The 22,624-nt window shown below is 67.3% G+C and carries 20 protein-coding genes and 2 riboswitches; of the genes, 13 read left to right on the forward strand and 7 right to left on the reverse strand.

Annotated elements, in window-relative coordinates; genetic code table 11:
* The first annotated feature begins 74 nt into the window (after nt 1-74).
* Nucleotides 75-863: a DeoR/GlpR family DNA-binding transcription regulator gene (locus ACFRAU_RS21105; RefSeq protein ID WP_377994132.1), complete on the forward strand. Its 789-nt coding sequence runs from the start codon at nt 75-77 to the stop codon at nt 861-863.
* Between the two features lie 24 nt (nt 864-887).
* Here ACFRAU_RS21105 and ACFRAU_RS21110 read toward each other — a convergent pair whose 3' ends face one another.
* Entirely contained in the window at nt 888-1,568 is a 681-nt protein-coding gene (locus ACFRAU_RS21110) for a histidine phosphatase family protein (RefSeq protein ID WP_378001345.1), read from the reverse strand.
* A 113-nt stretch (nt 1,569-1,681) separates the two neighbouring features.
* Between ACFRAU_RS21110 and ACFRAU_RS21115 the strand changes: the two genes are divergently transcribed.
* A complete protein-coding gene (locus tag ACFRAU_RS21115; RefSeq protein ID WP_378001346.1) occupies nt 1,682-2,461 on the forward strand; it encodes a CPBP family intramembrane glutamic endopeptidase in 780 nt (259 codons plus the stop codon).
* A 135-nt stretch (nt 2,462-2,596) separates the two neighbouring features.
* Here the strand turns inward: ACFRAU_RS21115 and ACFRAU_RS21120 are convergent, their stop codons facing one another.
* On the reverse strand, nt 2,597-3,235 hold the full coding sequence (locus ACFRAU_RS21120; RefSeq protein ID WP_003802054.1) for a VOC family protein: 639 nt from the start codon (nt 3,233-3,235) through the stop codon (nt 2,597-2,599).
* Nucleotides 3,236-3,363: 128 nt separating this feature from the next.
* Nucleotides 3,364-3,480, forward strand: a riboswitch (SAM riboswitch).
* A 41-nt stretch (nt 3,481-3,521) separates the two neighbouring features.
* On the opposite strand from ACFRAU_RS21120, the gene ACFRAU_RS21125 reads away from it, so the two are divergent.
* The 4 genes from ACFRAU_RS21125 to ACFRAU_RS21140 all read left to right on the forward strand — a co-directional run bounded on the left by ACFRAU_RS21125 (nt 3,522) and on the right by ACFRAU_RS21140 (nt 9,012).
* Entirely contained in the window at nt 3,522-4,838 is a 1,317-nt protein-coding gene (locus tag ACFRAU_RS21125; protein WP_377994135.1) for a bifunctional o-acetylhomoserine/o-acetylserine sulfhydrylase, read from the forward strand.
* A gap of 105 nt (nt 4,839-4,943) precedes the next feature.
* Nucleotides 4,944-5,059, forward strand: a riboswitch (SAM riboswitch).
* A 12-nt stretch (nt 5,060-5,071) separates the two neighbouring features.
* The gene (locus tag ACFRAU_RS21130; RefSeq protein ID WP_378001347.1) at nt 5,072-6,265 is read left to right on the forward strand and encodes a homoserine O-acetyltransferase; all 1,194 of its coding nucleotides are present in this window, start codon (nt 5,072-5,074) and stop codon (nt 6,263-6,265) included.
* Between the two features lie 214 nt (nt 6,266-6,479).
* Nucleotides 6,480-7,862, forward strand: coding sequence for an MFS transporter (locus ACFRAU_RS21135; RefSeq protein WP_378001348.1), 1,383 nt, complete (start codon nt 6,480-6,482; stop codon nt 7,860-7,862).
* A gap of 13 nt (nt 7,863-7,875) precedes the next feature.
* Nucleotides 7,876-9,012 (forward strand): alcohol dehydrogenase catalytic domain-containing protein, encoded by a 1,137-nt coding sequence (locus tag ACFRAU_RS21140; protein ID WP_378001349.1) that lies wholly within the window; start codon nt 7,876-7,878, stop codon nt 9,010-9,012.
* A gap of 66 nt (nt 9,013-9,078) precedes the next feature.
* Here the strand turns inward: ACFRAU_RS21140 and ACFRAU_RS21145 are convergent, their stop codons facing one another.
* Nucleotides 9,079-9,981, reverse strand: a complete 903-nt coding sequence (locus tag ACFRAU_RS21145) for a LysR family transcriptional regulator (RefSeq protein WP_378001360.1) — start codon at nt 9,979-9,981, stop codon at nt 9,079-9,081.
* A 142-nt stretch (nt 9,982-10,123) separates the two neighbouring features.
* Between ACFRAU_RS21145 and mmsB the strand changes: the two genes are divergently transcribed.
* The 3 genes from mmsB (at nt 10,124) to ACFRAU_RS21160 (ending at nt 14,432) form a co-directional block, all read left to right on the forward strand.
* On the forward strand, nt 10,124-11,026 hold the full coding sequence (mmsB, locus tag ACFRAU_RS21150; protein ID WP_378001350.1) for a 3-hydroxyisobutyrate dehydrogenase: 903 nt from the start codon (nt 10,124-10,126) through the stop codon (nt 11,024-11,026).
* A gap of 63 nt (nt 11,027-11,089) precedes the next feature.
* On the forward strand, nt 11,090-12,574 hold the full coding sequence (locus ACFRAU_RS21155) for a CoA-acylating methylmalonate-semialdehyde dehydrogenase (protein ID WP_378001351.1): 1,485 nt from the start codon (nt 11,090-11,092) through the stop codon (nt 12,572-12,574).
* Between the two features lie 163 nt (nt 12,575-12,737).
* A complete protein-coding gene (locus ACFRAU_RS21160; protein WP_378001352.1) occupies nt 12,738-14,432 on the forward strand; it encodes a DUF222 domain-containing protein in 1,695 nt (564 codons plus the stop codon).
* Nucleotides 14,433-15,095: 663 nt separating this feature from the next.
* Here the strand turns inward: ACFRAU_RS21160 and ACFRAU_RS21165 are convergent.
* The 3 genes from ACFRAU_RS21165 to ACFRAU_RS21175 all read right to left on the reverse strand — a co-directional run bounded on the left by ACFRAU_RS21165 (nt 15,096) and on the right by ACFRAU_RS21175 (nt 17,986).
* On the reverse strand, nt 15,096-15,746 hold the full coding sequence (locus ACFRAU_RS21165; protein WP_378001353.1) for a hypothetical protein: 651 nt from the start codon (nt 15,744-15,746) through the stop codon (nt 15,096-15,098).
* Between the two features lie 111 nt (nt 15,747-15,857).
* A complete protein-coding gene (locus ACFRAU_RS21170; RefSeq protein WP_378001354.1) occupies nt 15,858-17,057 on the reverse strand; it encodes a winged helix DNA-binding domain-containing protein in 1,200 nt (399 codons plus the stop codon).
* A 56-nt stretch (nt 17,058-17,113) separates the two neighbouring features.
* Nucleotides 17,114-17,986 carry an SGNH/GDSL hydrolase family protein gene (locus tag ACFRAU_RS21175; RefSeq protein ID WP_378001361.1) on the reverse strand — a complete coding sequence of 291 codons (873 nt, stop codon included), beginning with the start codon at nt 17,984-17,986 and terminating at the stop codon, nt 17,114-17,116.
* Between the two features lie 115 nt (nt 17,987-18,101).
* On the opposite strand from ACFRAU_RS21175, the gene ACFRAU_RS21180 reads away from it, so the two are divergent.
* Nucleotides 18,102-18,752: an alpha/beta hydrolase gene (locus ACFRAU_RS21180; protein WP_377994146.1), complete on the forward strand. Its 651-nt coding sequence runs from the start codon at nt 18,102-18,104 to the stop codon at nt 18,750-18,752.
* A gap of 6 nt (nt 18,753-18,758) precedes the next feature.
* Here ACFRAU_RS21180 and ACFRAU_RS21185 read toward each other — a convergent pair whose 3' ends face one another.
* Nucleotides 18,759-18,992 carry an RNA-binding S4 domain-containing protein gene (locus tag ACFRAU_RS21185; protein WP_377949912.1) on the reverse strand — a complete coding sequence of 78 codons (234 nt, stop codon included), beginning with the start codon at nt 18,990-18,992 and terminating at the stop codon, nt 18,759-18,761.
* A 33-nt stretch (nt 18,993-19,025) separates the two neighbouring features.
* Here ACFRAU_RS21185 and ACFRAU_RS21190 point away from each other — a divergent pair, with 33 nt between their 5' ends.
* The 3 genes from ACFRAU_RS21190 to ACFRAU_RS21200 all read left to right on the forward strand — a co-directional run bounded on the left by ACFRAU_RS21190 (nt 19,026) and on the right by ACFRAU_RS21200 (nt 22,557).
* On the forward strand, nt 19,026-20,033 hold the full coding sequence (locus tag ACFRAU_RS21190) for a DMT family transporter (RefSeq protein ID WP_378001355.1): 1,008 nt from the start codon (nt 19,026-19,028) through the stop codon (nt 20,031-20,033).
* A gap of 173 nt (nt 20,034-20,206) precedes the next feature.
* Nucleotides 20,207-21,592, forward strand: a complete 1,386-nt coding sequence (locus ACFRAU_RS21195; RefSeq protein ID WP_102970794.1) for a glycine--tRNA ligase — start codon at nt 20,207-20,209, stop codon at nt 21,590-21,592.
* 2 nt (nt 21,593-21,594) lie between these two features.
* Nucleotides 21,595-22,557 (forward strand): GNAT family N-acetyltransferase, encoded by a 963-nt coding sequence (locus ACFRAU_RS21200; protein WP_378001356.1) that lies wholly within the window; start codon nt 21,595-21,597, stop codon nt 22,555-22,557.
* Nucleotides 22,558-22,624 lie beyond the last annotated feature (67 nt).

Raw genomic sequence — 22,624 nt, forward strand, 5'->3', positions numbered from 1 at the left:
AATGATCATTAGGGGTCTGATACAATCAAAAAGCGTCATTTTTCGTGACGTTTTTGGATCTTGAAAGGCCCTGCATGACCCGCACCGACCGACTGACGGCCATCCTTGATCTGCTTGCCGAGGCCGGCCAGGTGGAAGTCGAGGAGATCGTCACCCGGCTCGGCGTATCACCGGCAACCGCCCGGCGTGACCTGGACAGCCTGGCCAAGCGCCGGCTGCTGACGCGCACCCGCGGGGGCGCCACCACCGGCGCCCTGGCCTACGATCTTCCCGGCAGGTACAACCGGGACGACCACGCCGTGGCCAAGCAGGAGATCGCCCTCGCCGCCTCGGCGCTCATCGCCCCGGGCATGGTGATCGGGCTGTGCGGCGGCACCACCAGCACGGCCCTGGCGCAGATCCTGGCCACCCGCGAGGACCTCAACTCGCCGTCGAACCAGCCCACCCTCACGGTGGTCACCAACGCCATCAACATTGCCTCGCAGCTTGCCGTCCGGCCCAACATCAAGGTGATGGTGACCGGTGGCATCCTCAACACCCGGTCCTATGAGCTCGTGGGCCCGTACACGGACATCATCATGCAGAAGGTGGTGCTGGACATCGCCTTTATCGGGGTTAACGGCGTCGACGCCGAGGTGGGGCCCACCAACACCGGCGAGGCCGAGGCAACGGTCAACGCCCTGCTGGCCAGCCGCGCCAGCGTCTCCTACGTGATCGCGGATTCCTCCAAGGTGGGCCGCCGGGCGTTCGCCACCATGGACGGCTACAACTTCACCCGGCTCATCACCGACTCCGGTATTTCCGCGGCGGACAAGGCCGCGTTCGAGGCGCGCGGCACCGAAGTGATCGTGGCCGGCGCCTAACACCAGGCGCACAGGCGGCGGTGCCTAGAAGATCACGGGCGGGGCGTCCAGCACGGTTTCGTCCACCCGGCGGTCCACCCACTGGGTGAAGGGGGTGTCGAGTTCGTACTTGCCTGCGCCGTTTTGCACCAGCATCCGGATCTCGGCGTTTTCCGGGTTGTTGAGCGACTCGAAGTACTCCACCGACCAGTGGAACCAGCGCATGCAGAACAGGCGCATGGTCAGGCCGTGCGTCACCAGCAGTGCGTTGGGGGAGTAGTCCGGCTTGGACCAGTGCCGGTACAGCGTTTCCATGAAGGAGGAGATCCGGTCGTAGACGTCGGAGCCGGACTCGCCTTCACGGAAACGGTAGAAGAAGTGGCCGTAGGCGTTGCGGAGTTCTTTCTGATCCTCGATGTCGCCGGAAATCTGGAAGTTGGCCCAGTCTTGCTCGCGCAGCCGCGGCTCCTCGATCACCCGCTCCGTCAGGGAGCCAAGATTCAGCGCCTCGAGGGTCTGGTAGGCGCGCAGGTACGGTGACACGTAGACGCTCACCTGCCGGCCGTCCAGCTCGCGGCGGATGCGTTCCCCGGCGGCCTTCGCCTGCTCCAGCCCCAGCTCCGTCAGCGGAATCCGGTAGTCGGGCACCCTGTTGTAGATGGAGGTGTCCGCGTTGGCCGCCGACTGGCCGTGCCGGATCATGATGATTTTCCCGGGAGCGCTCATAGTTCCCCAGCATAGGGTGAGCCCGCAGCCGGACAGGAACCGACTGGCCAGACGGTTGCAGGAACCGGGAAGCCTGACAGGAAAGTACCAGCAGGTGCAGGCAAGATAGGAACATGTTGGTTCCCTCCCGCCGTCGGCTGCGGTTTGAAGTATGGATTGTCCTTGGCTTGTCGCTGGGGCAGTCCGCCGTCTACTCGGTGGTGCAGCTGCTGGACAAAATGACCCGGGCACCGCTGGCGCAGGGGACGTCCACGCTGAACAGGTCGCAAAGCACCCGCGAGTATTTCGACCTGACCTACCAGCTGCTGGACATCGTCTTCGCCCTGGTGCCGGTCCTGCTGGTGATCTTCTTCCTGACCGACCAGCGCCAGGCGAAGTCCGGGTCCGGCCATGACTCCGGCTCCGCGTTCCGGAAGCTGGGGTTCAACTTCGCCCGGCCAGGCAAGGACCTGCTGCAGGGTCTCGGGCTGGCCGCCCTGATCGGCATTCCGTCGCTGGGCCTCTACGCTGCCGGGCGGGCCCTGGGCATTACCACCGCCATCATCCCCAGCGGACTGGACGCTTACTGGTGGACGGTGCCCGTGCTGGTTTTGTCTGCGGTGCGCCATGCGATCGTGGAGGAGGTCATTGTGGTGGGCTACCTGCTGGACCGGTTCGGCAAGTTCGGCTGGTCCATGCCCCTGGCGATCTTTGTGTCCTCAATGCTCCGCGGCAGCTACCACCTGTACCAGGGGTTCGGGCCCTTCATTGGAAACGCAGTCATGGGCGTGGTCTTCGCCTGGGTCTACACCAGGACCCGGCGGGTGATGCCGCTGGTGATCGCGCACGCGCTGCTGGACATCGTCGCGTTCGTGGGGTTCAGCCTGTTCGGCAAAGCCGTCGGCCTGGGCTAGTCCGGGCCCGCGGTGGGCGGCCCGGATGGGCCGGCCGGGTTAGTGCCTGGGCCGTTAAAAATGATTCGGCCGCCATCGGCGGGTGACGTCGTTGGCACCCGCTGATGGCGGCCGAAGTGGAGGGCAGAAAGCGCGTCAGATGGTGACGGCGCCCGCTGCGGTTTCGAACGTGACGGAGAGGATGCCCGGCGTACCGTGCGGGGCCACCCAGTTCACGGCGACGTCCTCAAGCGGCCGTTCGACGGGCTCGCCGAGCCACTCGGTCACGCGCTCGGCAGAGCCCGCGATCGTGAGGCTGGACATCTTCACGTTGCTGTCATAGGCGTTGGACGGGTGCAGCCCCGGATCACCCTCCCACTTCAGCATGTACGGCACCTGCGGATCCGCGATCAGGCCCAGGATGCCGATCTGCTTCCAGACCAGCTCCCGGCCGTCGGGGAACTTGCGGTTGCCGTTGACGGCGGAGCGGCCAAGGCGCTCCTCGAAGGGGGCGAGGTCGTCAACTTCGACGCACCACCCCATCCAGCCGCCGCCCGCCGCGGACCGGGCGCGGACGGCCTGGCCGAACGGTGCCTTGTCCGACGCCGGGTGGTCCAGGACCTCAACAACTTCCAGGTACTTGTGGCCGGCCAGCGGAATAATCATGTTCCGGGTTCCAAACCGGGGGTGCACCCCGCCCTTTACGGCTTCGACGCCGAGGGCAGAGGAGATACGTTCGGTGGTGGCCGCGAGGCCATCGTGTTCACAGGCGTAAGAGACGTGATCCATGCGCATGCCCTCATCTTGGCACTTTGTGACGGGCCTCTCAGCTTAGGGTCGCCTAACCTTGCGAAAAGTCCATACTTTGACGAAGTTCGTCACAAAGCTGTGCGCGTAACAGGGCCATTCCTACACTGATCGCAGGTCATGAGTGCCAGCGATGAAAGCCCCGGCTCGCTGGCCGGCAACCCTCCACCGCGGCGGGGTGCCCCGGGTGAAGACCTGGCTACGCGGCGCCCGCCGCGCGGCAAGCGCGGGCCTGTGCCGGGACCAGCACATGCCCCTAAGCAGAGGAGCCTGCATGTCCAACGCATGGTCATTCGAAACCCGCCAGATCCACGCCGGCCAGGTGCCTGACAACGCCACCGGCGCGCGGTCGCTGCCGATCTACCAGACGACGTCGTTCGTCTTCCCCAGCGCTGAAAGCGCGGCCGACCGCTTCGCGCTGGCCGAGATCGCGCCCATCTACACGCGGATCGGCAACCCGACCCAGGACGCCGTCGAACAGCGGGTCGCCAGCCTGGAAGGCGGGCTTGCCGCGCTGCTCCTGAGCTCCGGCCAGGCCGCCGAGACGTACGCCATCCTCAACGTCGCCGAGGCCGGCGACCACGTGGTGGCCAGCCCCAGCCTCTACGGCGGCACCTACAACCTGCTGGCACACACCCTGAAGAAGTTCGGCGTGTCCGTCACCTTCGTGGCCGACCCGGACAACCTGGAGCAGTGGCGCGACGCCGTGCAGCCGAACACCAAGCTGTTCTTTGCGGAGGTGGTGTCCAACCCCCGGCAGGACGTCCTGGACATCGAAGGTGTTTCCCGGACCGCGCACGAGGCCGGCGTGCCGCTGATCGTTGACAACACCCTGTCCACGCCCTACCTCATCAGGCCGCTCGAGTGGGGCGCGGACATCGTGGTGCACTCGGCCACCAAATACCTGGGTGGACACGGGGCCGCCATTGCCGGTGTCATCGTGGATTCAGGCAACTTCGACTTCAGCAGGGACCCGGAACGCTTCCCGGGCTTTAACACGCCGGACCCCACCTACAACGGCCTGGTCTACGCCCGCGACCTCGGCGCAGGCGGTGCCCTGGGAGCCAACCTGTCCTACATTCTCAAGGCGCGGGTCCAGTTGCTCCGCGACCTGGGCTCCGCGGTGTCCCCGTTCAATGCATTCCTCATCGCACAGGGCCTGGAAACATTGAGCCTGCGCGTGGAGCGCCACGTGGCCAACGCGGTGGCCGTCGCCAGTTGGCTGGAAGCCCGGGGCGATGTGGAGTCGGTGGCCTACGCCGGCCTGCCGTCCAGTCCCTGGTACGAGCGTGGCCTGAAGTACGGGCCCAAGGGCACCGGCGCGGTGGTGTCCTTCACCGTGGCGGGCGGAGCCGAGGCGGGCAAGCGCTTCGTGGACGCCCTGGAACTGCACTCCCACGTGGCGAACATCGGTGACGTCCGCTCCCTCGTCATCCACCCGGCGTCGACCACGCACAGCCAGCTGACTCCGGAACAGCAGGGCGTGGCCGGGGTAGCCCCTGGCCTGGTCCGGCTGTCCGTGGGCCTGGAGCACATCGACGACATCCTGGCCGACCTCGAGGCCGGATTCCGCGCGGCGAAGGGCGCCTGATTCCAGGTGCCGCAGGTGGAACTCCCGGCCCCTGAGCGGGCGGGGAGTCACACAGCCGTCACATTCTTCGCGCAGATGTCCGCCTGTTTCGTAAACTGGGCAACAGGTCATGAGTGCCAGCGACAGCCCCGGCTTGCTGGCCGGCAACCCTCCTTCCGCGGTGGGGTGCCCCGGGTGAAGACCTGGCCTGCCGGACAGCTGCCGGCGGGCAAGCGCGTAGAAGAGGTTTACCCATGACGATTTCCGTCAGCAGCACCGACGTTCCCGCCGGCAAGACGCAAAGCCGCACTGTTCCCAGCCGAGCAGTTCCCGGCGACACGGTTCTTCCCGATGGCACAGTTCTTCCCGACGGCACGGTCCAGTACCTGAATATTGGCAGCCTGGAGCTCGAGGCCGGCGGATTCCTGCCGGACGTCACCTTGGCCTATGAAACCTGGGGAACGCTCAACGCGGAAGGCTCCAACGCCATCCTCGTCCAGCATGCCCTCACCGGCAGCACGCACGTGACGCGTGGCGCCGGTGACGAGGAGGGCTGGTGGGAACAGCTCGCCGGGCCAGGTGCGCCGGCGGACACTGACAGGTTCTTTGTCATTTCCATCAACATCCTGGGCGGCTGTTACGGGTCCACCGGACCGTCGTCGACCGCGCCGGACGGCAAGCCCTGGGGTTCGCGCTTTCCGCTGGTGACGCTCAGGGACTCCACCGTTGCCGAGGCGAGGCTCGCCGACCGGCTCGGCATCGGCAGTTGGCACGCCGTGGTGGGCGGATCCATGGGCGGGGCACGCGCGCTCGAATGGGCAGTGACTTTCCCGGAGCGGGTGCGCCGCTGCGGCGTCATCTCCGTCGGTGCCAGGAGCACCGCCGAACAAATCGCTTTCGCGCAGGCGCAGACCCTTGCCATCCGGCAGGACCGCCACTTCAGCGGGGGCGACTACTACGGCGGCCCGGAACCCGAAGAGGGCCTGGCGCTCGCCCGGCGGATTGCCCACATCACCTACCGGTCCGCCTACGAACTCGATTTCCGGTTCGGCAGGAACGCCCAGGCCGCTGAAGAGCCGCTGCAGGCCGATGCCCTGGCGGGCCGCGGCCGTTACCAGGTGGAGAGCTACCTCGACCACCAGGGCAACAAGCTCGTCCGGCGCTTCGACGCCAACAGTTACATCGCCCTGACGGAAGCACTCATGAGCCATGACGTCACCCGCGGGCGGGGGACACTCAAGGAAGCCCTGGCCCGGGTCACCGCCAACTTCTTCGTGGCCGCCGTCGAGACGGACCGGCTGTACTTTCCCGCCCAGTCGATGGAACTCGCCGAGGCCCTGCCCGGGAATGTGGACGTGCACATGATCGATTCGCCGATCGGCCACGATGGCTTCCTCACGGAGATCGGCCAGCTGAACGCCCAGCTCAGGGAACATTTCCTCAACTGATTCCGGAGCCGTCCTTGGGACCGGAGCCGGCCGCATCGTGGCAACGCCGCCGGCGTACGTGTGCATTTATGCAGATGCGCCCTGCACTATTTGGCGTTGAGCTTGCGTCATCGGCAGACCATACTCGTTGAATCCGGCGTTCGTGGTGCGCATCACACCCATTCGCCACCGACTGGTCCCCGTGGTGTCGAGGAAGACGCCGAAGGAGTTCGCAATGAGTACGGAAAGCTCCGCCGTAAGGCGTGCAGAAGAAACCGACGTCAAGGCCTCAGGCCTCAAAAAAGTTGTCACGGCGTCCATGGCCGGCACCGTCGTGGAGTGGTATGAGTTCTTCCTCTACGCCTCGGCCGCCACCCTGGTCTTCGGCAAGGCCTTCTTCCCCAACGCCGGCACCGAGCTGGACGGCATCATCGCCGCCTTCCTCACATACGCCGTCGGCTTCGTTGCCCGCCCGATCGGCGGGATCGTCTTCGGCCACTTCGGCGACAAGTTCGGCCGCAAGCAGCTGTTGCAGCTGAGCATCATCCTGGTGGGTGTTTCCACCTTCCTCATGGGCTGCCTGCCGACGTTCCAGCAGATCGGGTACTGGGCGCCCGCGCTCCTGGTCTTCCTGCGGTTTGCCCAGGGCTTTGCTGTCGGCGGTGAATGGGGCGGCGCGGTCCTCCTCGTGGCCGAGCACAGCCCCAGCAAGTCCCGCGGTTTCTGGGCCAGCTGGCCGCAGTCCGCCGTGCCCATGGGCAACCTGCTCGCCACGGCCGTGCTGTTCATCCTGTCCTCCACGCTGACCCAGGAAGCGTTCCTCGGCTGGGGCTGGCGCGTGGCGTTCTGGCTCTCCGCGGTGATCGTCCTGATCGGCTACTACATCCGCACCAAGGTCAACGACGCCCCGATCTTCCTCGAAGCCCGCAAAGAGGTCGAGGCCGGGCACAAGGGCTACGGTGTTGCCGAGGTATTCAAGCGCTACCCGCGCGGCGTCTTCACCGCCATGGGCCTGCGGTTTGCGGAGAACATCCTCTACTACCTGGTGGTGACGTTCTCCATCACCTACCTCAAGACCGTGGTCCAGGCCGACACGACGCGGATCCTGCTCCTGCTGCTGGTTGCCCACGCCGTGCACTTCGCCGCCGTTCCGCTGGTTGGCAAGCTGTCTGACCGCTTCGGCCGCAAGCCGGTCTACATGGCCGGCGCCATCCTGGGCGCAACCTGGGGCTTCTTCGCCTTCCCGATGATGGACACCAAGAACGACGTGATCATCCTGGCCTCCATCATGATCGGCCTGCTGTTCCACGCACTCATGTACGCCGGCCAGCCGGCGATCATGGCGGAAATGTTCCCCACCCGGATGCGCTACTCCGGCGTCTCGCTGGGCTACCAGGTGACCTCCATCGTCGCCGGTTCGCTGGCCCCGATCATCGCAGCGTCGCTTCTGGGCACCTACAAGTCCTCCGTTCCGGTGGCCATCTACCTGCTGATCGCCTGCGCCATCACCGCCGTCGCGGTGTTCTTCCTCAAGGAAACCCGCGGCGTCTCGCTCCACGACGTGGACGCAGCGGACGCCCGGGGCACCGCCGACCTGCTCGCGGCCGGCAAGAAGTAGATCCGGCTTTCCCATGAAAGCAGCAGTCCTCTACTCCACCGTCCCCCATACGGCTACTGCATCGCAGGAGCCCAGCTACGCCGAGGCCCGGCCCCTCGTGGTGCAGGAGCTGGAGCGGCCGGAGCCGCGTGCCGGCGAGCTTGGTGTGGCGATCACGTATTCCAGCCTGTGCCATTCCGATCTTTCCGTGGTGGACGGTTCCCGGGTCCGGCCGTTGCCCATGGCACTGGGCCACGAGGCGGTGGGGCGGGTGGTGTCTGTCGGCGGGGGCGTCTCCGATGTATCGGTCGGCGACCATGTGGTGCTGGTCTTCGTGCCGAGCTGCGGGGACTGCCGCGCCTGCAGGTCCGGCCGCCCCGCGCTCTGCCACCGGGCGGCCGAGGTCAACGGCTCGGGCGACCTGCTGCACGGCGAGGCGCTGCTGCGGACACCGGCGGGGGAGCGGATCAACCACCACCTGGGCGTCTCGGCTTTCGCCGATTATGCCGTGGTGGCCCGGGAGTCGGTGGTGGTGATTGACGACGACGTCCCTGACACTGTCGCGGCGATGTTCGGTTGCGCTGTGCTCACCGGCATGGGAGCCGTGCTGAACACTGCCGCTGTCACGGCCGGCCAGTCGGTGGCCGTTTTCGGGCTCGGGGCGGTGGGGCTTTCGGCTGTCATGGCCGCCGCCCTCGCCAGGGCGGGCAGCGTGATCGCCATCGACCCCAATCCCGGCAAGCACCAGCTCGCCCTCGACTGCGGCGCGACAGCGGTGGGAACGCCCGAGGACGCAGCCAGGCTCATCGCGGATGCCGCGGGCGACGGCGTCGACGTCGCCATCGAAGCCGTCGGCTCCGCCGGCGTGATCGCCGCCTGCCTGGGGCACGTGACCCGGGGCGGCGCCGTGGTTTCGGTCGGCCTGCCCCATCCGTCAGCCGAGCTGACGGTCCCCGCGCTGCAGTTCGCCGGGGCCGGCAAGGTACTGCTGGGTTCGTACATGGGCGACGCCGTTCCCGGGCGGGACATCCCGCTCTACCTGGGCTACTGGCGCGAGGGCAAGCTGCCGGTGGAGCTGCTGCACACGGACACCAGGCCACTCACCGAGATCAACGAGGGGCTGGATGCGCTGGCGTCCGGGCAGGTGGTGCGGCGGCTGTTCCAAGCCTGAGGTGCGTGGCCCGGCGGCCGCACTGCTGCGGCGTCGGCGGTGCTGGCGTGCCGGTTCTCCGGTGCGTCAGCCCGCCAGCAGCCCTGCCCGGGATTTCACTTCCTCCTTGAGTGATGCGATGACGGCCTGAACCGCGGCCGAGCGGAGGGACTCGGGGCGTGCCACCGCCCAGATGGGCAGCTGACGCTGGAAGTCGTCCGCGAGGACCGGAACGAAGTCCGGCTGCCCGGCCACCATGAAGTTCGGCAGCAGCCCGATGCCCGCGCCCTGCCGCACCGCCTCCACCTGTGCGAACACGCTCGTGGCCTGGAAGCTTGAGCTGGGCATCGGCAGCTGCGAGGACCAGCGGTGTCCCAATTCTGCCACCTGGAGCGCAGACTCAACGTAAGACACAAAGCCGTGCTGCCCCACGTCGTCGAGCGTTTCCGGCAGTCCGTGTTCCGCGGCGTAGCCGGGGCTGGCGTAGAGGCGCAGGTAGTAATTGCTCAGGAAGATGGTCTGGGCGTTGCTGACGTCGGTCCGGCCCACCACGATTTCCAGGTCCACGCCGGATCTGTTCTGGCTGACCTTCCGCGTGGCGCTTAGCATCTCGATGTTCAGCTGCGGATTTTCCTGCTGCAGCCGGACCAGTGCCGGGGTGACGAACACGGCCCCAACCCCGTCCGTCGTCGCCACGCGCACCAGCCCGGACAGGGCGCTCTGGTCCTGGCTGATGAGGCCGGAGAGCGATCCGAGCGTGCTCTCGATGGCTTCCGCCGCCTCCACCGCGGACGCGCCCAGCTGGGTCAGTTCCCAGCCGTGCGGGCTGCGTTCGAGGGTGCGCCCGCCCAGCTGCTTGTCCAGGGCGAGGATCCGGCGGGAGATGGTGGTGTGGGTGGTGCCGAGCGTTTCCGCCACCGCGTTGAACCTGCCCAGGCGGGCAACTGTCAGCAGGATCAGCAGGTCGTCCGGGCTCGGAAGCCGCCTCAGGTCCACGGCAAGCCTTCCTCTCATGTGCATCAGTGCACATACCGTCTGTAATTTTTCCCCTTGATTGCACTCTAGCAGGGTGTGATCGTGGACACGGACCTTCCGGCCCCGGCGGCCGGATCCGTAGCAAAGGAGCTTACGAATGGCAGTCATCGGTTGGATCGGCCTCGGAAACATGGGTGGCAACATGACCGCGAACCTGGCGAAGGCCGGGCACGATGTCCGCGGCTTTGACCTCAATCCCGCGGCGCTCGCCGCCGCCGAGGAGGCCGGCGTCAAGCCGGTAGGCAGCATTGCCGAGGCCGCCGACGGCGCGGACGTGGTGTTCACCATGCTGCCCAAGGGTGAGCACGCCCGCGCCGTGTACCTCGGCGAAGACGGCGTCCTGGCCCATGCGGACACCCGCACGCTGCTGGTGGACTCCTCCACCATCGACATCGCGTCCGCCCAGGAACTGCACGACGCCGCCGCTGCCGCCGGCTTCCGCTTCGTGGATGCCCCGGTGTCCGGCGGCATGAGCGGGGCCCGGGCCGGGACGCTGACCTTCATGGTGGGCGGGGAAGCGGGCGCGGTCGCAGACGCCACCGGCTTCATCGGCCCGATGGCAGCCAACATCATTCCCACCGGCGGCGCCACCACCGGCCAGGCGGCCAAGATCTGCAACAACCTGATGCTCTTCATCAACCTGGCGTCCACCGCCGAGGGTGCCGTCCTGGCAGACCGGCTGGGCCTGGACAAGCAGGTCTTCTGGGATATCGCGTCCGTTTCCTCCGGCGATTCCTGGGCACTGCGGACCTGGTATCCGGTGCCGGGCGTGGTGGCCACGGCCGCCTCCAACAATGACTTCGCACCCACTTTCACCACCGAACTGGCCAACAAGGACATCGGCCTCGCCATCAGTGCCGCCGAGGACACCGGGACGCCGCTCGAGATCGGCAAGCATGTCCAGCGGCTGTTCCAGCAGCTCATCGACGCCGGCGAAGCGGGCAAGGACTGCTCGATGATCATCAAGCTCGCCGACGGCTCGCTGGACTCGGCCAAGTAGCCCGGCCCTTCAGGACACAATCTCCAGTTACACCTCCAAGCAACGCACGAAAAGAGACTTCCCGTGGAAACCATTCCCCATTTCATCAACGGCAGCCGCGTCAGCGACGCAGACCGCTTCGGCCCCGTCTTCAACCCTGCCACCGGCGAACAGGAGAAGCAGGTGGCGCTCGCCTCGGCGTCGCGGACCGGGGAAGCCATCGCAGCCGCCCGCGCCGCGCTCCCGGCGTGGCGGGCCACGAGCCTGGCCAAGCGCACCAACATCTTCTTCCGGGTCCGCGAGATCCTGAACCAGCGCAAGCCCGAGCTCGCGGCGATTCTCACCAGTGAGCACGGCAAGGTCCTTTCCGACGCCGAAGGTGAAATCTCCCGGGGCCTGGAGAACATCGAGTTCGCCACCGGCCTGTCCCACATGCTCAAGGGTGAGCGCTCGGAGCAGGTCTCCAGCGGCATCGACGTCCACTCCGTCCGCCAGCCGGTGGGCGTCGTGGCCTGCATTACGCCGTTCAACTTCCCGGCCATGGTGCCGCTGTGGATGATCGGCAGCGCCCTGGCCTGCGGCAACACCGTGCTTCTGAAGCCGAGTGAGAAGGATCCGTCGGCCGCCATTTTCATCGCCGAAGCCTTTGCCGAAGCGGGGCTGCCGGCCGGCGTGCTGAACGTGGTCCAGGGGGACAAGGAAGCTGTTGACGTCCTGCTCGAGCACCCCGACGTGAAAGCGGTGAGCTTCGTCGGCTCCACGCCCATCGCGCAGTCGATCTACAAGCGGGCAGCCGACCACGGCAAGCGCGTCCAGGCGCTGGGAGGGGCGAAGAACCACATGGTGGTGCTGCCCGACGCCGACCTGGGCATGGCTGCCGACGCCGCGGTTTCCGCGGCCTACGGTTCGGCGGGCGAACGCTGCATGGCCGTCAGCGTCCTCGTGGCGGTGGGCAACATCGCCGACGACCTTGTCGAGGCGATTTCCAGCCGCATGGCGGGCCTCAAGATCGGTCCGGGAACCGATCCGGCCTCCCAGATGGGGCCGCTGATCACCGCGGAACACCGGGACCGCGTGGCCTCCTACGTTGCGGGAGCCGAAAACGAGGGAGCCACGGTCGTCGTCGACGGCCGCTCGCAGCCGTTCGATTCGGACGGCTTCTTCATCGGCGTCAGCCTGGTGGACCACGTGAAGCCCGGCATGAAGGTGTACGACGACGAGATCTTCGGCCCGGTCCTGTCGGTAGTCCGAGTCGGCACGTACGCCGACGCCGTCCGGCTGGTCAACGAGAACGAGTTCGGCAACGGCACGGCCATCTTCACCCGCGATGGCGGGGCGGCACGGCAGTTTGAGTTCGACGTCGATGCCGGCATGGTGGGCGTCAATGTCCCCATCCCTGTACCGGTGGGCACCTTCTCGTTCGGCGGCTGGAAGAACTCGCTGTTCGGCGACACGCACATGTACGGCCCGGACAGCATCCGGTTCTATACCCGGGGCAAAGTGGTGACCACCCGCTGGCCGGATCCGTCCACCTCGGTGATTGACCTGGGGTTCCCGCAGATCGACTAAACTCGAAACTCGGTTTACATCAGACCTTGAGTTTGGGCCGGTTACGACCGGCCTGCGCCTCAGCCCGCGTCCCGCAGCCACAAGCAGCGGGCCGCGGGCTGTCCCTTTTCCGGGTGCAACCCCATGTCGCTAAATTGTCAGTGGCCGGTGAGATGCTTCGGGTATGGAAAGCAGTGCAGCTGTGGAGATGATGGAGGCCATCGACGCCTCTACTTCTGCACTGGCTGCTTTCGTTGATCTCGCCACGGGAAACGTCCCCGTGACGGGCGGCCAGGCGTCGGGCGCGGCTGATCCGCTGCGGGACCAGGCCGACGCCCACCTTGACGGTTTGGCCGAGCTGGCCAAAGTGGAGGCCCGCCTCGCTGCCCTGAAGGTGCAGCTCGTCGCCGGCTACGCCAACGCTGAGAAAGCCATGACGCCGCCGGCCGCTTCCCCGCAGGACCGCACCGTCAGGGACATGGCCGTGACCGCCGAAGTGGCGGGTGTCCTGACCATCAGCGAACGCGCCGCGGGTGCGCTGCTGTCAGAGGCCCATGTGCTGACCACGGACCTGCCGCTGACGCTGTCCGCGCTCCGGGCCGGCACCATTTCGTGGCAGCACGCCCGGATCATGGTGGAGGAGACCGTGAATCTTGACCCCGCCGGGGCGGCAGCGTTGGAGGCGCATTTCCTCGACCCCGCCGCTCCGAACGCGGCGCGGGGCATGCAAGCCGGCGACCTCGTCCCGTGCCGGTTCCGGGCGAAGGTCCGCACCTGGCGGGAGCGGCACCACCCGGTCAGCATCGAAAAACGCCACGCCCGCAGCGCGGCGGACCGGCGGGTGGAATATTGTCCGGATCAGGATGGCATGGCCTGGTTCTCGGCCTACCTGCCCGCGGACCAGGCTGCGGGGATCTGGGACCGCAGCACCGCCGCAGCCCGGGCCATGCAGGGACCGGGCGAGGCCAGGACCCTCACCCAGCTCCGCGCCGACGTCGCCGCGACCTGGCTCCTCACCGCAGGGCACGAACACACGGCGGCCAGCAGCACTGACGAAATCATCTACGGGGCGCCAGATGGTGCCGGGTTTGGCGGCGCAGCGGGTGGACGGGGGAGCCACCACTCCGGCGGCAGTACTGTTGACGGCGCACCGGCGGCCCTTGTGCCGGCCAGCCGTGTGCCCTCGCCCGCGGCGCAGGTCCTGATCACCGTGCCGGCGCTGTCCCTGCTCGGCCTGACCGAGGAAACGGCCATGCTCGACGGCTACGGGCCGATCCCGCCCTCCATGGCCCGTGCGCTCGTCGCCGACGGGGCATCGTCATTCCGCAGGGTGCTCACCGACCCCCGTGACGGCGTGCCCCTGGAAATCGGACGAACCAGCTACCGGATCCCGAAGCCGCTGCGCCAATGGCTGCGGCTCCGGGACGCCAAGTGCTCGTTCCCGGCCTGCAACAACCACTCCCTGGACAATGACGCCGACCACCTCCTCGCCTGGGCACGCGGCGGACCCACTGGGATCAGCAACCTCGGCCAACCGTGCCCTAAACATCACCGGCTCAAACACGGCTCTACCTGGACACCCACCGCTGCCAGCGCCAACGACCCACCCGGCTGGACCTCATCCACCGGCAGGCATTACTCCAGCGAACAACCCGACTGGGAACCACCACACTGGCCACCACAGATAATGGCCAGGCTCAATGACCCTGCCATGGCCAACAATTTTGATCCCCGGTCACCCGACACCTACCACTCGGCTGCACCGCCGCTCCGGGCGGGGACCCGGGCTATGGCGACTCGCCGTGGCCGCAAGCGGGAGCTGCTTCAGCGCGCCAGATCCCTCGACCGTGCGCGTCATCAGGATCCGCTTGTAGCGTAGGCGGACTTCGGGGGCGGGGGTTCCGCCCGTGCCGGTCAGCCAGCCATCAGGGACCGGTCCGAAGGCGCTCCGTATTGGGCACCTATCTTCCGGGCGTGGCCGGATCTAAGCTGTCCGCATGCCGCGGCTGAGACCCACTGCATGCCTCGCACTCCTACTGCCGGTTCTCCTGCCGGTGACGGGATGCGGGGCCACGTGCCCGGCAATGGCCTGGATCAACTCGGTCAATGTGATCCTGGACGGGGACACCCGAAACGTGGCCTGGGTGCAGCTGTGCGCTCCGGACGCGTGTTCGCAGGCAACGGCCCGGCCAGCCCCGGAACCCGTTCTTCCAACCGCCACTGCTACTCCAACCGGGGCCAATGGTCTCGGGTTCCCCCCGGGCCTTGGACCGGTCGAACGCCGAATCACAGTTGAGAAAACCGGCGCGGAATCTTGGCGTTTTGGATTTGAGACGGATAATCCCGGGACTGTTACTGTCCGGACGCTCGACTCCGCGGGCAAAACCCTCGCGGAAAGGAAGGTGCCAATGGACTGGCAACCGGCACGTGAGCCGGGTCCGTGCGGCGGACCGCAGACGGCGTCGTCCATCACGCTCAGGCTCGACCCATCACGCTAGCGCTCGACCCGCAACGGCGGCCCGGTGACCATGACCGTCGCCGGCTAGCCGTTCATGATGTCGTTGCGCCGGGCCATGTACTCCTCCATGGAGATCTTGCCGTCGCTGTACTGCTGGTCCAGCTCAGCCAGTTTCCGTGCACGGAACCCCTGCGGAGCCGACGGCGGCGGGGGAGTTGCAGGGGCTGCCCCAGTGGTCGGGGCCGGGCTCTGTTGTTGTGGCTGGGGCGGGTTGGCCCGGTATTCCGGGCTGTCCTCGTAGGGAACCGGTCCCTGCTGCCAAGGCGGAACACCAGCTCCGCCGGGGCCAGTCTGGCTGGGGTACGGCTGGTTCGGATATGACTGGTTCGGGCCAGGCTGGGGGTATGGCGGGTACTGCTGATCCGGGTAGGGCTGATTCAGGGGCGGAAGCTCTTCACGTCCACTGCGCTGGGGGAATCCAAGTCCGCCGCCGAAGTAGTCCTGCTGCGTGTAGCCGTCCCGCGGCCGGTTGTCCGGGCGGTTCTGGAACGGGCCACCAAACGGGCTGCTCGGCTGGTTGCCGAACTGGTCCTCGCCGTTGTTAGGGAACTGGTCGGGGTACTGCCCGGGCAGGCCGGGCCCCTGGTTCCGCCGTTGGACCGACCTCCGGTACATCCGCATGCCCATGGGAACCAGGACGGCCAGAATGATGATCCAGAAAAACAAGTCGAGCACGGTGGGGCCTCTCAGTGAGTGTCCATTCCAGCTTAGTCCTGTGAGGGAGCGCGCCAGCGTCCGGAGCGCACGCCTGCACGGGACAGCCGCACGGGAACGCTGCAGGGGACGTCAGGTGCCCACCGGGATCCGGAGTGTCGGCATGCCAAGGAAGTCCCCGTACCTGGCCACCGCCACGTCCACCGCCTGTTCGGCGGCATGTCCCACGGGCCGGGACATACGGATGTCCAGCTCGCAGCGCTCTGTGGCGGACCCCCGCCGGACCAGCGAATGCCGCCAGGAGCCCGCCAGCAGTCCGTCGAGCAGGACCACATGCATGGGATTGTCGCCAAAGGGATAGGCCGGCGCGGTTCCGCCGAAATAATGCCGTGAGACGGAATAGCCCATGATGTATTCGTCGTAGCACTGGACCAGGTCGATCTGCGGCAGGCCATGACGGGGCCGCGTTGATCCGCCGCGCTGCGTTGGTGCCCCGCGCCCCGCTTCCTTGCGCAGCCCCAACGCCTCCGCCCCACACTCCGGCGGCCGGAGATAGAATTCCGCGCCGTCGAAGCTGGCGGCAACGATGGCGCCCGGAGCAATCTCCTCCGCCAGCGCCAACCCCTTGCGCACATCTGTCATCGTGAGTCCCGACCAGTCCGCGCAGTCCCGGACAGTGGCAGGCCCGCGGCTCCCGAAATACCTCAGCGCCAGGGCCGCCAACGACTCCTCCCGCGAGAGCACAGCGGCCGGGGCGCCCCCGGCCACGCGCTCATCGAAGGCTGCATACGTCTGCCGCAGCGCTCCGCCGGCACTTCGGACGGGCGTGCCGCTCACCAGCACCCCGCTGATCTCGGCATGCATGATCAGGTACGCGAGGGCGAGTCCCTTGCCCGGGAAGCCTGCACCCTGCAGCCTGGCGGCCAGCTGCTCCCGGGTGAGGTGCACTCCGCCGGCCACCGCTGCCGCCAGGACGTCGGCGCTCCTGGCCGCTGCGCCAATGTCGATTCCGGTCCTGCGGTACGTGCCGCCGTTTACCTGGTGCAGCCGGGGCTCGGAAAGGGCACGCAACCACGGCAGGTCGTCGCGGTGCACGAAATGCCAGGTGGGCCGCAAGATATGGGTCCGGAGAATCCGTCCGTCGGCAACCGCCTGCTCCACATCCTCCGCGGTGGCACCCGTCGTCCGCTGGGCCAGGGACCAGCGCGCATAGGGAAACTCCTGCGCCTGTACGGCCAGCAGGTTCTTCAGGGCTTCCTCCGCCGTCGCTGCCCGGCGCTCCCACAGCTGCTGGCCGGCGAGCCGGGTCCGCAGCACCTCACGTGGTTCCATGCCCGACGCCGCTCCTCACCTTTGGCAGTTCAGTCACCCCTGGCACCTCAGCCAAACTACTGCCGGACGGGATCACCCAGGCCCAACGGCCGTTCGCCCGAACCCAAGGGCCCCTCGCCCGAACCCAACGGAACCCCCAGACCGAAGACGGGTCCCGGCGTCGGCCGCTTGGGGGTGATGCCGTCGCCGGATGACCTGTGGCGCAGGCGCCGGACCACCCACGGCACAAAATACTCCCGTGCCCAGACGAGGTCTTCGCTGCGGGCCTCGCGCCAGCTGCGCGGCGGCAGCGGCTTCGGCGCGAGCGGCTCGAGGCTGTGCTGGACGTTCAGGGCCTCGAGCACCATGGCGGCAATGGTGTGGTGTCCCAACGGCGAGAAGTGCAGCCGGTCCTCGTTCCACATTTGCGGGTCCTTCAGCTGCCGGAGGGACCACATGTCGGCGATGACCGCGTCGTGCCGGGCGGCGATGGTGCGGAGGTTCTCGTTGTAGATGGCCACCTTGCTGCGGATCCGGCCCAGCACCGACGATCCTGTGTCCGGGCCGTTGAACAGCACCACGGTGGCGCCGCTCATCGCCAGGATCTGCACCACGGGGTCGAGCCGTTCGGCGAGGACATCGGGGTCGCCGCCGGGTCGGATGAGGTCGTTGCCGCCGGCGGAAAGCGTCACCAGGTCAGGCTTGAGGGCCAGGCAGGGCGCCAGCTGCTGGTCGATGATCTGCTGCAGCAGCCGTCCCCGCACGGCGAGGTTTGCGTAGGCGAAATCCTCATGGCCCCTTCCAAGCTCTTCCGCCACCCGGTCTGCCCAGCCGCGGTAGCCGCCCGGGCTGCTGGGTTCGGGGTCGCCGATTCCTTCGGTGAAGGAATCACCCATGGCCACGTACCGGCTCCAGGGGTGGCGGGCAGCAGGCTCATCCGTTCCTACCATGGGCTCTGGGGCTTGTTGCATGGGTTCGGTTCCGCTCACCCTCCCATCCTGTACCGTCACCGCTTGGCTACGCCACCGTAGGTTGTTACCTGTGGGTAACTGTAAGAATGGAGCCATGACTTTAGCCGACTCCTTTCCTGCCCCCGTTGTTCTGTGGTCCAAGCCCGAGGAAGCCAGGGCCGGCAAACCACTGCTGGTCCTGCTGCACGGTTACGGCGCCAACGAGCAGGACCTCCTCAGCCTGGCCGACATGCTCCCGGACGACTTCGCGGTGGCCTCGGTCCGGGCACCCATCGCCATGGGGCCGGGCTTTTCCTGGTTCCCGCTGACCGGCTCGATCGAATATTCAGTCGACGCCGTCAAGGCAGCTTCGGTGTACGTCCTGGATTGGCTGGACACGGTCAAAGCCAACCACCCGTCCGTCACGCTGCTCGGGTTCTCGATGGGGATGGCCATGGCCACCACGCTGCTGCGGCAGCGGCCCGCTGACTTTGCCGCCGTCGTCGGGCTTTCAGGTTTTGTGGTCAATGCGGATTCCGACGGCGGGTTCAGGGACGCCGAACTGGACGGAACGGTGCCGCTGTTCTGGGGCCGGGACCAGCAGGACCCGGTCATCACGCCGGACAAGATCGAGTACACGATGGGGTGGGTGCGCAAGCACGTGAAGCTGACCAAGGTCCTTTACACGGGCATGTGGCACGGCATCAACGCCCAGGAAGTCGGGCACGTGTCCGAGTTCCTCACCCACGAGGTGCTGAAGCAGTAGCTTTTTTTAACCCTGGGGGGCGCTGATCCGGACGGTCTGGCCGTTCACCGTCACCGTGTCCCCGTTGTGAAGCTGCCGGCCGCGCCGGTCGTCGATCTCACCGTTGACCTTGACCAGGCCGTTTTTGATCAGCTCCGTTGCCTCCACTCCGTCCTCCACGAGGTTGGCGAGCTTCAGGAGCTGGCCCAGGCGGATCATGGTGTCGCGGATGGGGATCTCTTCGATTTCCGGGTTGCTCATACCAGTAATCATGCCTGACGTAAGGTGAAACGAATGACCCATGCACCCCGGCTGCCCCTTGCCGTGGGCCTTCCGATGGCCGTGGCCTCCGGCCTTGCGATTCCCGTCCAGGGGCGCATCAACGGGGCCCTTGGCGCCCGCCTCGGTGACGGCATCGCCGCCGCCGTCGTGAGTTTCAGCACCGGGCTGATCGTGATGGTCATCGTGTCCCTGCTGGCTCCGCGCGGGAGGGCGGGCCTCGCCCGGATCCTGCCCGCGTTGCGTGAACGCCGCTTCCCGCCGTACTACGCGCTCGCCGGCGGCATCGGCGCCTTCTTCGTCTTCGCGCAGTCCTTCACGGTGGGGCTGCTGGGCATCGCCCTCTTCACCGTGGCCACCGTCACGGGACAAACGCTCAGCGGCCTGCTCGTGGACCGCCTGGGCATCGGCCCGGCCGGGAAGAAGTCAGTGACCGGCATCCGCGTCATCGGCTGCATCCTCACCATCGCGGCGGTCTCGTGGGCCGTTTCACCGCGCTTCGCCGGCGGTATTGCGGGCGCGGCCGGTGCAGGCGCCGCGGGCGCCGGGGCGGCCGATCCCACGGCGCTCCTGCTGCCGATCATCCTGCCGGTTCTTGCAGGCTTCCTCATGAGCTTCCAGCAAGCCATGAATGGCACCGCCACCATGCACTACGGGACGCCGATCGCGGCCACGCTGGTCAACTTCATCGCCGGCACCTGCGTGCTGTGGGTTGCCTGGTCCGTCAAGGTGGCCGTCGCCGGGCCGGCCAACCCGCTGCCGGGGGAGTGGTGGTACTACCTCGGCGGGCCCATGGGCTGCGTGTTCATCGGCCTGGGTGCGCTGCTGGTGCGCAGCCTCGGCGTGCTGGTGACGGGACTCGGCATGATCGCCGGGCAGTTGCTGGGGTCGCTCGGCCTGGACCTGCTGGTGCCCACGCCGGGCACCGTGGTGCAGGCAGCCACGGTTCTGGGGACTCTGCTGACGCTGGCGGCCATCGTCGTGGCCACGTTGCCCTGGCCCAGGGGCGCCCTTCGGAGGTGAGGGTGCCTTCCTGAGGTGAGGCACCTTCCGGAGGCAGGTCCCGGTAGGCTAGGACTCGCAGCTTCCTGCACAGTTTTTCCCTTGCACACGCCCCCGCCCGGCATCCAGCCGCGGTCCAGGGCCAGAGACACCGCGGACCGCACCCAGCGGCCCTGTAGAAATTGGAGTTCCCCATGGCAGCAAAATCCGTCCTCGACCAGGTCATTTCCCTTTCCAAGCGGAGAGGCTTCGTTTTCCAGGCTGGCGAGATCTACGGAGGCTCGCGTTCCGCTTGGGACTACGGACCCCTCGGTGCCGAGCTGAAGGAAAACATCAAGCGCCAGTGGTGGCAGTCCGTGGTGCGCGGCCGCGAGGACGTGGTGGGCCTGGACTCCTCCGTCATCCTGCCCCGCCAGGTATGGGAAGCCTCCGGCCACGTTGACGTCTTCTCCGACCCGCTCGTCGAGTGCCTCTCCTGCCACAAGCGCTACCGCGCCGACCACCTCGAAGAGGAATACGAGGAGAAGAAGGGCCGCCCCGCCGAGAACGGCCTCAAGGACATCGCCTGCGCCAACTGCGGAACCCGCGGCGAATGGACCGAGCCGCAGGAATTCTCCGGCCTCCTGAAGACCTTCCTGGGCCCGGTGGCCAGCGAGGAAGGCCTGCACTACCTGCGCCCGGAAACCGCGCAGGGCATCTTCGTGAACTTCAACAACGTGCTCACCACCTCCCGGAAGAAGCCGCCGTTCGGCATCGGCCAGATCGGCAAGTCCTTCCGCAACGAGATCACGCCCGGAAACTTCATCTTCCGCACCCGTGAGTTCGAGCAGATGGAAATGGAATTCTTCGTGGAGCCCGGCACGGACGAAGAGTGGCACCAGTACTGGATGAAGGAGCGCATGTCCTGGTACACCGGCCTGGGCATCCGCGAGGAAAACCTGCGCTTCTTCGAGCACCCGCTGGAAAAGCTCAGCCACTACTCCAAGGGCACCACGGACATCGAGTACCGCTTCGGCTTCCAGGGCTCCGAGTGGGGCGAGCTGGAAGGCATCGCCAACCGCACGGACTTCGACCTCTCCACGCACGCCAAGGCCTCTGGCACGGACCTCAGCTACTTCAACCAGGCCACCAACGAACGCTTCACCCCGTACGTGATTGAGCCCGCCGCCGGCCTGACCCGGTCCTTCATGGCCTTCCTCATCGACGCCTACACCGAGGACGAGGCCCCCAACGCCAAGGGCGGCGTGGACGTCCGCACCGTGCTCAAGCTGGACCCGCGGCTCGCCCCGGTGAAGGCCGCGGTGCTGCCGCTCAGCCGCAACGAGGACCTCTCCCCGAAGGCCAAGGACCTGGGCACCCAGCTGCGCAAGAACTGGAACATCGACTTCGACGACGCCGGCGCCATCGGCCGCCGTTACCGCCGCCAGGATGAGATCGGCACCCCGTTCTGCATCACCGTGGACTTCGACACGCTCGAAGACCAGGCGGTCACCATCCGTGAACGCGACACCATGAGCCAGGAACGCGTGTCCCTGGACAAGGTGGAGGGCTACCTGGCCGCACGGCTGATCGGCGCCTAGCCGTGGCGATCCAATACCGCGAATGGCGCGAAGGCGACGACCTCGCCCTGCTTGAAGTCTGGGGCGACCCGGAAACCGACCAGGCGGGGCAGTTCCGCGGCACCCTCGCGCCCTCCGGCAACGCGCCGTGGCGGCGCTGCATCGTGGCCGAGGACCTCGTTGACGGCGTGGCGATCCCCGTTGCCGCCGGTGTTGTCCACGAGGCCAGCCTGCACCCGGAGCGGCTGTGGGTGTACGTCGAAGTGGCCAGGGACCACCGCCGGGCCGGCATCGGTTCCACACTGCTCATGATGCTGCGCCGTGAGGCGGAGGGATCGCCGTCGGGCGTTACCCGTCTGCGCTGCAAGGTGGAGCCGGGCACCACCGGCGCCGCCTTCGCGGAGGCGGCGGGGCTCACCCCCATCCAGCACACCCGGCTCGTCGTGGTGGAGCCGGCGGCCCTGAAACTCCCGGTCTTCGGCGACGGTTCCGAGGAAGCGGCGTCGGAGCGCATCGAGGACCTGGCCACCGGTTCGGTGGAGCTTTCCGACGTCGTGGGCCGGTACTACTCGTCCGTCCACGGCTGGGACAGCCCGGGCGAACTGGGCATCGGCACCGTGCAGCGGCTGTTCCTTGATGAGCTCAGCGGCGCGCACGGCGCGATTGTGCTGCGCGGCCCGAAAGCCAGCGCCTTCGGGTCCGGCGTGCCGGCCAGCCGCAAGGGCAGGATCCAGGCCTTCGCGATCAGCTACGCGCAGGGCAGTTCCGATCACCCTTCCGACGTGTTCCTCGGCCACGAGCCGGAGCTGGACGCCGACGAGGCCCAGGCAGCGGTCCGTGACCTGCTGGCCCTCATCGCGTACCAGTACCCGGTGCTCATGGAAGTGGACGATTCGATGGCAGCGCTGCGCGCCGTCGTCGGGCCCCTGATGGAAGCGGGCAAGGCCCGCCGCCAGGGCGCGGAGACGTCCGTCGTCTCCGACTGACCCATCTATCTAGCAGCCCATGTAGGTAGCAGCACAGGGCGTTCCCAGACCTGGGAACGCCCTGTGC

This window comes from Arthrobacter sp. NPDC056691, from assembly GCF_042791415.1.
Taxonomy (GTDB): Bacteria; Actinomycetota; Actinomycetes; order Actinomycetales; family Micrococcaceae; genus Arthrobacter.

Excerpts from the sequence above, each read along its gene's own strand:
- ACFRAU_RS21105 (WP_377994132.1), top strand. The coding sequence starts at position 75 with ATGACCCGCACCGACCGACTGACGGCCATCCTTGATCTGCTTGCCGAG.
- ACFRAU_RS21110 (WP_378001345.1), bottom strand. The coding sequence starts at position 1,568 with ATGAGCGCTCCCGGGAAAATCATCATGATCCGGCACGGCCAGTCGGCG.
- ACFRAU_RS21115 (WP_378001346.1), top strand. The coding sequence starts at position 1,682 with ATGTTGGTTCCCTCCCGCCGTCGGCTGCGGTTTGAAGTATGGATTGTC.
- ACFRAU_RS21120 (WP_003802054.1), bottom strand. The coding sequence starts at position 3,235 with ATGCGCATGGATCACGTCTCTTACGCCTGTGAACACGATGGCCTCGCG.
- ACFRAU_RS21125 (WP_377994135.1), top strand. The coding sequence starts at position 3,522 with ATGTCCAACGCATGGTCATTCGAAACCCGCCAGATCCACGCCGGCCAG.
- ACFRAU_RS21130 (WP_378001347.1), top strand. The coding sequence starts at position 5,072 with ATGACGATTTCCGTCAGCAGCACCGACGTTCCCGCCGGCAAGACGCAA.
- ACFRAU_RS21135 (WP_378001348.1), top strand. The coding sequence starts at position 6,480 with ATGAGTACGGAAAGCTCCGCCGTAAGGCGTGCAGAAGAAACCGACGTC.
- ACFRAU_RS21140 (WP_378001349.1), top strand. The coding sequence starts at position 7,876 with ATGAAAGCAGCAGTCCTCTACTCCACCGTCCCCCATACGGCTACTGCA.
- mmsB (WP_378001350.1), top strand. The coding sequence starts at position 10,124 with ATGGCAGTCATCGGTTGGATCGGCCTCGGAAACATGGGTGGCAACATG.
- ACFRAU_RS21160 (WP_378001352.1), top strand. The coding sequence starts at position 12,738 with ATGGAAAGCAGTGCAGCTGTGGAGATGATGGAGGCCATCGACGCCTCT.
- ACFRAU_RS21170 (WP_378001354.1), bottom strand. The coding sequence starts at position 17,057 with ATGGAACCACGTGAGGTGCTGCGGACCCGGCTCGCCGGCCAGCAGCTG.
- ACFRAU_RS21175 (WP_378001361.1), bottom strand. The coding sequence starts at position 17,986 with ATGGTAGGAACGGATGAGCCTGCTGCCCGCCACCCCTGGAGCCGGTAC.
- ACFRAU_RS21180 (WP_377994146.1), top strand. The coding sequence starts at position 18,102 with ATGACTTTAGCCGACTCCTTTCCTGCCCCCGTTGTTCTGTGGTCCAAG.
- ACFRAU_RS21185 (WP_377949912.1), bottom strand. The coding sequence starts at position 18,992 with ATGAGCAACCCGGAAATCGAAGAGATCCCCATCCGCGACACCATGATC.
- ACFRAU_RS21190 (WP_378001355.1), top strand. The coding sequence starts at position 19,026 with ATGACCCATGCACCCCGGCTGCCCCTTGCCGTGGGCCTTCCGATGGCC.
- ACFRAU_RS21195 (WP_102970794.1), top strand. The coding sequence starts at position 20,207 with ATGGCAGCAAAATCCGTCCTCGACCAGGTCATTTCCCTTTCCAAGCGG.